The organism is Candidatus Cloacimonas sp. (assembly GCA_035403355.1).
In the GTDB taxonomy this organism is placed as follows: domain Bacteria; phylum Cloacimonadota; class Cloacimonadia; order Cloacimonadales; family Cloacimonadaceae; genus Cloacimonas.
Map to the genome: position 1 here is coordinate 1 of DAONFA010000049.1, position 10,655 is coordinate 10,655.

A 10,655-nucleotide genomic window follows, 5' to 3' on the forward strand; every position below is an offset into this window, starting at 1 on the left:
CTCCCCCGCTTTGACAGTATCGAACAAAAAAATAGATATCCTGTTACCTCTGCATCTCGTTGCAAACCACAGAAAGATCGGTTTAGAGTCAAAACCTCCCGCCGACTACGATGTCCTGATCGTTTAATTTGGTTGACCGGGAGGTCAACCTTCCGGGGATTTTGGTTGACCGGGAGATCAACCTTCCGGGGATTTTGGTTGACCGGGAGGTCAACCTTCCGGGGATTTAGGTTGACCGGGAGGTCAACCTTCCGGTATTCTCAACCCTCTTTTATTCAGCAACTTACTCTTCCCTACTTGTAAAAATAGGGATAGCAGAAGAATTTTTTCATTTTTTGCTTGACAAGGTATTCTATCTGATTATTTTGTTTAAAGGCATAGAAATTATGTCTTGTTATGTTGTTATCGCCTTGCTGATTTCTTCCAATAATAGTAAGGCGAAGAAGTGAACTTTGGTCTCTACAAATGAGGAAGGGAAATGAGCCCAAAAAACTTTAAAGTGGCTACTTATTCGGGGGTAAAAGTTAGTCAAGGGACGAAGAGTATCATTTTTCTAACAGGAAATGTATGTTTATCCGTCATAATCTTATTCTCCTTAATATCTACTTCTGTATATCCTTTTTCCCCTCCTCTAATGAAATGCTCCTGTATAAACAAAATCTTCTCTTTATATTCATACCTATTTCCAATATTAGTTATCCCTTTCCTTCTTTTAACTTTTTTTTCGTTTTTTTCGGTGGTCTCGGTGGTCTCGGTGGCTAAAAAATCAATCCTGTATATAAACGAAATGCAACCTTCTGTTTTTCTACCGGTGTATTTTAGTTATAATCATCGCACATTATATGAAGTTACTCCGGCAGAAACAGCAGTTCCATTTCATATTTCTTTTCACTATTCAAAATCAAACCCGGCATTACTTTACCTGCCATTGATTAAACCCCAAACTTTAAGTTACAGAACAAAGGTAATGCCTATCGTTTAACTAATAAACTAACTCTTCAAGAGAAAAAACATCTAAACAAGGAGTTTTCGTATGAAGAAACTTTTAACTATATGCTTTGCAATGCTGATTGTAGCATTCGTCTTTGCTGATACAATTACTATTGGCACAGGAACAAGCGTCCAGAGATATCCCTTAGGTTCATATTTCGGTTATGAACGAAGTGCTGCTCTCTATACAGATGCTGAATTGGGAAGCCAAAATCTAAGTATATCTTCGCTTGCCTGGTATTCTACTATTGCTACAACTGCAATCGTTCCCACGAAAATATATTTAAAAACAACTGCTGCAACTACTATTGCAAGTGCGGACACTTGGGCAAATATGATCAGCGGAGCAACTCTTGTATATGATTCTAACTATGGTGACACACCTGCAGGAGGTTGGAATCTTTTTTCTCTCACCAGCAGTTTTGCTATTGATAATGGTTTTGGATTAATAGTTCTGGTAGAAAGAAACTATGGAGGTACTGGAAGTAGCTCCGCAGGTGGAAGTTCCGGAGGACCCGGTGTCCAATATACTTCGGTAACTAACACTCATCAAAACTGGTATCAGGACACAACACCCCCTACGGGAAATGGTACTCTAAGCTCTTACCGTCCTAATATCCAGATAGCTTATACTCCTTATGAGATAACTACTCCTCCCAATCCTGCCAATCTTGTCAGCCCTCTTAACGGTGCTACCAATATTCTCTTATCGCAGACACTTAATTGGTCATCCGGAGGTGGTGCGCCTACAGGATACAAATTATCTTTTGGAACTGTATCCCCATTTACAACAGTTATCAATCAATCCGATTTAGGAGCCGTAACCACTTATGATCCCGATCTTGCTAACAGCACTGAATACTGGTGGAAAATAACCCCTTATAATGGATATGGAGAAGCTTCGGCTTGCCCTACTTGGACTTTTACGACAGTTAACCCTCCCTTAACAGGAACAAAAACAATAGGGAGTGGAGGGAATTATGTTACTTTCACTGATGCCGTAAATGCCCTAAATGGTTGTGGAGTTGGTTCAGGAGGTGTAACTTTTAATGTTTCCGCCGGCTCTGTATTTGAAGAAAACATTCCGATTATCACAGCAACGGGAACTGCTTCCAATCCAATCATATTCCAGAAATCCGGAACTGGCGAAAATCCTGTTATTAAACCAACTACCGCTACTGCCGGAATCCAAATTTCAGGTGGAGATTACATAACTTTTGATGGCATTGATGTAACCCGTCCTACCGGTAGCACAACCTATTATGGTTATTACATAAAAGCCGCCAGTGCAACAGATGGAGCTCAATACAATACTATAAAGAATTGTAAGATAATTTTGGATCGGACCAGTTCTTCCTGTTATGGTATTTATCAATATTATAGTGTAACTCCTACTGCTGCTGGAGGCACTAATTCTAATAACACTTATCAAAACATCGTTATTGAAAATGCCTATCGTGGATTTTACATTTATCAAACCTCCTCAACCTATCTGGATGAATATAATAAAATTCTCAATTGCACGATTGGTGGAACTACTGCCGGGGATATTGCTGGTGCTTATGGCATTTATACTTATTACCAACAAAATTTAACTGTTTCCGGTAATATTGTGCGTAATATGGGATATTCATCTACCGTTTATGGAATATATATTAGTTCTGGAAAAGGAACTGAAAATGTAATCAGCGGTAACAGGATTTATAATATTGCCTATACAGGAACCTCTTCTTATTATAACTATGGTATGTATGTTTCCCCAACTGGAACTTCTACCTTTAAGATTTATAACAATATGGTCTGGGGTCAAAGCCATGGATATACAACAGCCACTACTTCATTCTATCTATATGGAATTTACCTTTCTTCCAGTGCAACTACTACCTATTATGTGGACTATAATTCCGTAAAGATTGATGGACCCGCTAATTTAAGTAGTGCTTGTTTATACTTCAGTTCTGCTGCCGGAATCCATTATGTTAGAAACAACATCCTGGCAAATGTATCTGCAGGTCATTCCACTCCTTATCATATAGCTTTATATTCCTATAGCGCTACAGCTATTGGTGCTACAGGTTCAACTTCCGATCATAATATAATGTATATTGCCAATTCCTTGGGTGGTTATCCGGTGCGCGGTTCTTCAACTAACTATGCAACCCTTCAGTCATGGCAAACAGCCAGTAGTCAGGATGCAAACAGCCGTCCATCAAACCCTCAGTTTGATCCTGATAACCCCTTAAATATCTTAACCACTGTTCCCACCCCGGCTGAAGGAAAAGCTGTAGCCCTTCCTTATGTAACTACAGATATCTATGGAACTGTTAGAAATGCTTCCACCCCGGATATTGGAGCTCACGAAGGCAATTTTATGGTAGAATTGCAATGTCAAACACCTACAGCCCAACCCACGAATCTTGTTTTGATTCCTTATTCAACTTCCATAACCGGTAGTTTTACGGCAAGTTCTCCTGCTGCTGAAGGATATTTGGTTATTGGTCATCAAAATGCTACGCTAACCTTTAGCCCTGTGGATGGAATATATTACAGCCCTGCACAGAATTTGGGTAATAATGAAATAGTCCTAAGTTTTGGGGCATCCACAAGTTTCACGGCAACAGGTCTTACTGCCAATACACAATATTATTGCACTATCTTTGCAATGAACATCAATGGCGTGGGAGCTCCCAAATTTAATCGGACCAGTCCTTTAACCGGAACTCAAACAACATTGCCTGCTGCTCCAGCTGCACCTTCTGCTTTTACAGCCACGGCATACAGTAGCAGTCAAATAAATTTAAGTGTAACAGCTACTGCCAATATTATGGTTGCCTGGAGTTATAACAGCACTTTTGGAACACCCTTAGCTACCGGTTATAGCATTGGTAATCCAATTACCGGTGGTGGCACTGTTCTTTATATGGGACCTGCTTCAGGGCTTACCAGCCATACCGGTTTAAACGATGGAACCACTTATTATTATAAGGTATGGAGTTATCTTACTGCAGAACGAACTACTTACTATTCCTTCTCTGCCAGTGGCTTAACTGCTAATGCTTCAACTCCGCAAAACCCGGCTACTTTGCCTTTAACCGAAACCTTTGAGGTTTGGCCCAATCATTGGACTGTAGTAAATGGAACTCAAACAAATCAATGGTATGTGGGGACAGCAACTCACTATGCAGGAAACCAATCCGCTTATGTCACTAATGATAATGGTGTTTCCAATGCTTTCACAAATACAACATCATCCGTAGTTCATCTGTATCGGGATATAACCTTCACTTCCGGGGCAGCGGATTTTGAGCTCAGCTTTATGTTCAAATGTGGTGGTGAATCTACTTATGACGGATTGAAAGTATTTCTTGTGGATCTTACAACTACCCCTGTAGCAGGAACTGATTTAAGTTCAGGACAGATCGGAAACACTTGGTATAATCTTACTACGGATTGGACAAGAATCGCTATCCCAATTAGCGGCGACTTGGCTGGGACTACCAAACGCTTGGTCATAACCTGGAAAAATGATGGTTCCGCAGGTGTTCAGCCACCTGCTGCCATTGACAATTTGAATTTAGAAGCTTATTGGGTAGCCAAACCTACAGGACTGACGGCAACAAATATTACGGAAACATCTGCCATTCTTAACTGGACAAGTAGTTTATCCACTTTTGACCTGGAATGGGGAGCTCTTGGTTTTGTTCTTGGCACAGGAACTTTACTTAATAATATAAGCAAGCCCTACTCTCTGAATGGTTTAACTTCTTCTACCGGTTATGCTTATTATGTAAGAGCCAAAGACGCTGACAATAATAGTGCCTGGACGGGACCTTATAGTTTCTACACTGCTTTCCCGATTCCCTATACAACCAATTTTGATGCTGATACTAATCCTGCATTCGGTTGGTGGACTGTGATAAACTCAGTTTCTACTTATGCGGTTGTGAATGTTTCTACTACTTCCCCTCATTCCTCACCTAATAATATCTATATGTATAATCCTTCCAGCAACCCGGGAGCGTTAGTTAGCTTAGTAAGCCCGGCATTTAACTCGGCATTGAATAATTTATACTTAAGATTCTGGGCAAGAGGAACAGCTGGTCGTAATCTTTATGTTGGTGTTGTAGATGGTTTAAGCTCCAGTTCTACATTCACTCAGGTTGCCGCTATCCCTCTAACTACTACTGATACAGTTTATACAGTTGATTTATCCAGCTATGCAGGTAGCGGACAGTATGTGTCCTTCCGTTTGGATACCAGTGATAATGTAACCCAATATGTTTATTTAGATGATGTTACCGTCGCTACCAGACCATATAATGAATTGGCTGTAACTGCATTTACGGCAACTCCTCTGTATAAATTTACCGAAAGTGAATTAACTTTTAACTTTACGGTAAAGAACAATGGCACTAATTCCAGCGGTAAAAATGTTACTATCAAACAAGGTGAAACAACCATCGGAACAATTCCGGTTGGCAATCTTAGTCATCTTTCCTCTGTGAATTTAACCTATAACTGGACTCCTGATACTGCCGGAACCTTTACCTTCACTGCAGAATTACCTGCTGATAATGATCTTACTGATAACACTGCTACTCTTACCAATGTAGAAATCTTTGCTGCAGGAACTCTTGCTGAAGGTTTTGAAGAAATTGTCTTTCCTCCAGTGCGCTGGGTTGCTTGGCAAGGTGAAGGTCAAAATGCCTGGCAAAGAACAACAGCCAGTAATTTTGATGGAACAGCAGCAACGGGTCTGGTCTTAACTACTACTAATAGCAGTTCCTATCTGGCAACGCCTCAATTGATCTTCTCTCCGACAAGCAATTCGGTAACTTTCTATGCGCGTTCAACTGTTGCCAACCTTCAGCTGCAAGCATATTACGGAACCAGCATAGATGGAACTGGCTATACTGCTTTAGGAACTCCTTTCACTCTTACTACCACTTACACACAATATACCGTTCCAGGCACAGCTTCCTTGAGTGGTAATTACAGAATTGCTTTCCAAGGCATTCCTAATGGAACTTCTGGCACTGTCTATATGGATAAAGTAATTGGACCCATAATCTTTATCCCGGCTGAAGCTCCCGGTCCTGCTGCCTTAGTAACTCCTTTAGCTAATGCAGTTGTTAATCCTGCTTCTGTAATTCTTAGCTGGACTCCTCCCACTTCCGGTGGAGAAGCAATCGGCTATTATGTAAGAATTCTCTGTGATTCGTTAAATTATCTTATAGAAGATGATGATGAAGCAACTAACAATGCCTTCTGGTCTATGACCGAAGAACTAAGCTTTGATGTATATAACGAAGGACAATTGCTTAATTACAATACGAACTATTACTGGCAAATAATCCCTTACAACGATGGAGGAAGGACACGCCTTTCTTCTTGTTTGCCGAGAAAGTTAACTACAATTAAGCAAATTTCTGCTCCAACAACCTTAGCTTTGGGTACTCTTTTTGCCGGAAGAACAAAAACAGGAGAAATAACTGTTCAAAATGTAAGCCCGTCACAATCTTTAACCTTTAGTGCTGCAGGTGAGCATTTTGCTTTTGGTGGAACTCCACCTTATACTATTCCTGCCAATAGTTCTATGCAATTAGCCTACACCTTCTCTATTCCAACGGATTTAGGAGCTTATAGTGGAGTTATTACATTTACTCAACCCACTCCTCTTCCCGGTTCTGTTCTTACCATCCAGGTTTCCGGAACAGTGGTTGAAGACCCAACCATTTCTACTCTGCCTTTCTTTGAGGGCTTTGAAGTTGGTAATACTGATGCTTCTACTACTATTAAAAACTGGACACAGGTTACCGGACCTGCATATACATCATATTACTGGACAGCGAATTCTTCTCAGACCGGCTATAATAGAACTCCCAGAACCGGTTCTTTTAATGCTACCTTACATTACAGCGGACAGTCCTGGTTATTCCGTCCCATTGAGTTAATTGCTAACACTACTTATGAAATTGGGCTGTGGACTCGTCAGGATGGTGCTACAGCTGCAAATGCAAAAATGATGGTCAGTTATGGTAGTGCTCCTACAATTGCCGGAATGACTAATCCCATTATCCCTCAAACCGGTATTATCAATGGTGATTATCAACACTTAGCTGGAACCTTTACTCCTACCACCAGCGGAACTTATTACATTGGGATTAATGGGTGGATTAATAGTACTCCCTGGTATATCAGTTTGGATGATATCAATATTCGCGTCTTCCCTACAGAACCAGAATTTTCCATTTCCCCTGCTGAAAGTAATGTTACCTATCCGCTAACTGTTATCAATCAAACCTCTACTAAGCAGTTCACTATTACCAATACCGGTGTTGGCACTCTTACTCTTAATAGTATTATCGTTAACGGAAGCTATTATTCTTTGTCTCAGGATGCCAGTGACTATACTCTTGAAAGTAATCAATCTACTACCTTTAAAGTTGCTTATACTCCTTTAGTGGCAACTACCGGTTCAGAAGTTCACACAGGTACCGTTACTATTACTTATGGTGAGCCAGCTTCCAAAAATATAATGAGAAGAAGTTCATACACTGTTAATCTTAGTGGAACCTGCACTGACCCTCGTATTTATCCACCCTACACTCAGAACTTTGATGGAGTAACTACACCCAATCTGCCTTTGGGCTGGACCGGATACATTAATTCCACCTCCACTTCTGCTTATGTGCAAACGATAACTTCCTACCCGGTAAGTTCACCTAATTCTGTATATTTAACTAACAGTTCAGATGCTTCGGCAGATTTACGACTCATTAGTCCCCAAGTTATGATCCCTATGAATCAAGTGAGATTAAGTTTTTCTGCGCGTGGTTCATCTGCTGGCTATACATTATTAGTAGGAACTTCATCAACTGCTGACGGAACCGGTATCTTTACCCAGTTTGCTTCCATAACTGTAACTGCAACTCATACTGTTTATAGTTACAAACTGAATAATTACTCCGGAAGCGATCAATATATCTGTTTTAAGCATGGTTTGGGCGGAACATATCGTTCGTTATATATTGATAACATCCAGGTAGAACAATTGACTGATAACGATTTAGCTGTAACCAAGCTAACGGGTTCTTCTGCAATATTAGTTGGTAATCAAAGTTCTTATTCTGTAAGCGTTCAAAATAAAGGACTTCTTACTCAGAATAACTTTGAAGTGCAACTGCGGGTTGGTGAAACAATCCTTTCTACTTATCCTGTAACCGGTGCTAATCTTGCTTCTGATTCTACAGCCATTTATCAGCTGAATTGGAATCCTTCTTCAACTGGTACATACAGTATATATGCTAAAGTGATTCTTGCAGGAGATACACAACCCGCTAATGACATTTCGGCTCTTATGACAGTAGTTGTTTTACCTGAGGATACATATTTCCCAATTGCCGGTGATATACAAACAACTACTTCAACAGGTTCATACCCTGTACATTATTTGTGGAAAAACAGCATTTCGGAAACAATATACTCCGCTCAGGAAATGCAAATGACAGCTGGAACTATAGCAGGTATCTATTATTACTCTACCTCCACTGTTGTGCAACAAGATAAACCTATCAAAATCTGGATGAAAAACACAACTGAATCTTCAGTTCAAAATGCTTTCCTCAGCTTTACCGATTATATTCAAGTTGCCGATGCTGTGATAACAGTACCCATCGGACGCGCAGAGATATTCATTCCCTTCAATACTCCTTTTGCCTATACAGGTAACAATCTGGCAGTGAGAGTAAATCGTCCTATGGATACTTCATATTTGAGTGGAACCAGTTTCTACACGCAAACTTTAGGAACTACCGATTATCGGACAAGGTATATGTTTAGCGATACTGTTATTATTAATCCTCAAGATCCTGCAGCTTCGGGACTTACTCCCTATACAGCAACTGCCATCCCTCTTACAAAGTTTGCTGTTACTTCTGCCACACCTGTAGAAGTTAGTAGCCCTGTAGTTTCTATAACTTCTACTACTTCAGGTGTTCAATTAAGTTGGGGGCAAGTAACAAACGCTCAAGCATATAGAATCTATGTGTCTGACGATCCGTATAACTTCCCTGAACAAACTCCTGTTATTGTTAGAGAACCAAATCATAGCTATACCTATAATACAACCGGAGTAAATAAAAAATTCTTCAAAGTGGTGGCGGTTTCTTCTTACCGCAATTCCAATCTGAACCCTAATGTTGTAGATATGTTAAATCCTAACCCTGTAAATACTGACATTCCGGATAGGTCTAAAAAATAAAACTCCTGCTGCAAGCTGAACATAATAGGTCAGCTTGCGGCATACAAATTATCCAAGCCCCCGTTTTTTTTCCGGGGGCTTTTTGTTTTCAGCTTGTTTTGACTGCCAACTCGTAACATTTTTTATTGCCATCCACAACACTGGCAACCAAGTATTTTCTGGTCTCCAGCTTGTTTTGTCTTACAATTTTGCCACTGCCATCTCTGAAACCACAACCCGATGCTTGTTTTGACTTACAATTTTGCCACTGCCATCTCTGAAACCACAACCCACAAATTGCAAACACTTACATCCACACTACAAATGGTCTCCAAACTTCAAAATTGTGAGTTAAAACAAGAACCCCGCACACAAGCAACCGCGCTAAACCAACCCCACAATTTTCACAATCGTGAAAGAAAGTTTTTTTTCACATTTGCAGGGCTGGGTTGGAATTGTTCAGAAATAGAAACTTCGCGACGAATTTTTGTTTTAACACATCAGCTTGTTTTGACTTACAATTTTGCCACAGGCAAATTTGTATCCACATCCCACACATTGAGAACACTAACATCCACGCTACAACTGGTATCCTCTTTTCAAAATTGTGAGTTAAAACAAGAACCCCGCACACTGGCAACCGCGCTAAACCAACCCCACAATTTTCACAATCGTGAAAGAAAGTTTTTTTTCACATTTGCAGGGCTGGGTTGGAATTGTTCAGAAATAGAAACTTCGCGACGAATTTTTGTTTTAACACATCAGCTTGTTTTGACTTACAATTTTGCCACAGGCAAATTTGTATCCACATCCCACACATTGAGAACACTAACAACCGCGCTACAACTGGTCTCCTCATTTCAAAATTGTGAGTTAAAACAAGAACCCCGCACACTGGCAACCGCGCTACACCAACCCCACAAATTCCACAATCGTGAAAGAAAGTATTTTTTCAAACCAGCAGGAATGGGTTGGAATTGTTCAGAGATAGAAACTTCGCGACGAATTTTTGTTTTAACTCTAAACCGAGCTTCAGCTTTGACAGTATCGGACAAAAGATAAATTTCCTGTTACCTCTGCATATCGTTGCAAACCACATAAGGATCGGTTTAGAGTCAAAACTCCCCCGCTTTGACAGTATCGGACAATAAATAAAATTACCTGTTACCTCTGCATCTCGTTGCAAACCACAGAAGGATCGGTTTAGAGTCAAAACAAACAGCTTGTTTTGACTTACAATTTTGCTACTGCCATCGTTGAAAATACAACCCATAAACTGCAAACACTGGCAACCGAGTATTTTCTGGTCTTCTCATTTCAAAATTGTGAGTTAAAACAAGAACTCCGCACCCTTCCAACCGAGCTACACCAACCCCTCAAATTCCACAATCGTGAAAGAAGATATTTGTTCTCATTTGCAGGG

General features: G+C 40.3%; 4 protein-coding genes. All 4 read left to right on the forward strand.

Annotated features, from left to right (window positions below; translation table 11 throughout):
* Positions 1–754: 754 nt before the first annotated feature.
* Complete coding sequence (locus tag PLE33_08835) at positions 755–982, forward strand: hypothetical protein (GenBank protein ID HPS61345.1); 228 nt, start codon at positions 755–757, stop codon at positions 980–982.
* 51 nt (positions 983–1,033) lie between these two features.
* Entirely contained in the window at positions 1,034–9,253 is an 8,220-nt protein-coding gene (locus tag PLE33_08840; GenBank protein HPS61346.1) for a choice-of-anchor J domain-containing protein, read from the forward strand.
* Positions 9,254–9,556: 303 nt separating this feature from the next.
* The gene (locus PLE33_08845) at positions 9,557–10,294 is read left to right on the forward strand and encodes a hypothetical protein (GenBank protein HPS61347.1); all 738 of its coding nucleotides are present in this window, start codon (positions 9,557–9,559) and stop codon (positions 10,292–10,294) included.
* Positions 10,295–10,460: 166 nt separating this feature from the next.
* Positions 10,461–10,655, forward strand: a 195-nt coding sequence (locus PLE33_08850) for a hypothetical protein (protein HPS61348.1), incomplete at its 3' end; no start/stop codon positions are given.

Excerpts from the sequence above, each read along its gene's own strand:
- PLE33_08840 (HPS61346.1), top strand. The coding sequence starts at position 1,034 with ATGAAGAAACTTTTAACTATATGCTTTGCAATGCTGATTGTAGCATTC.
- PLE33_08845 (HPS61347.1), top strand. The coding sequence starts at position 9,557 with ATGGTCTCCAAACTTCAAAATTGTGAGTTAAAACAAGAACCCCGCACA.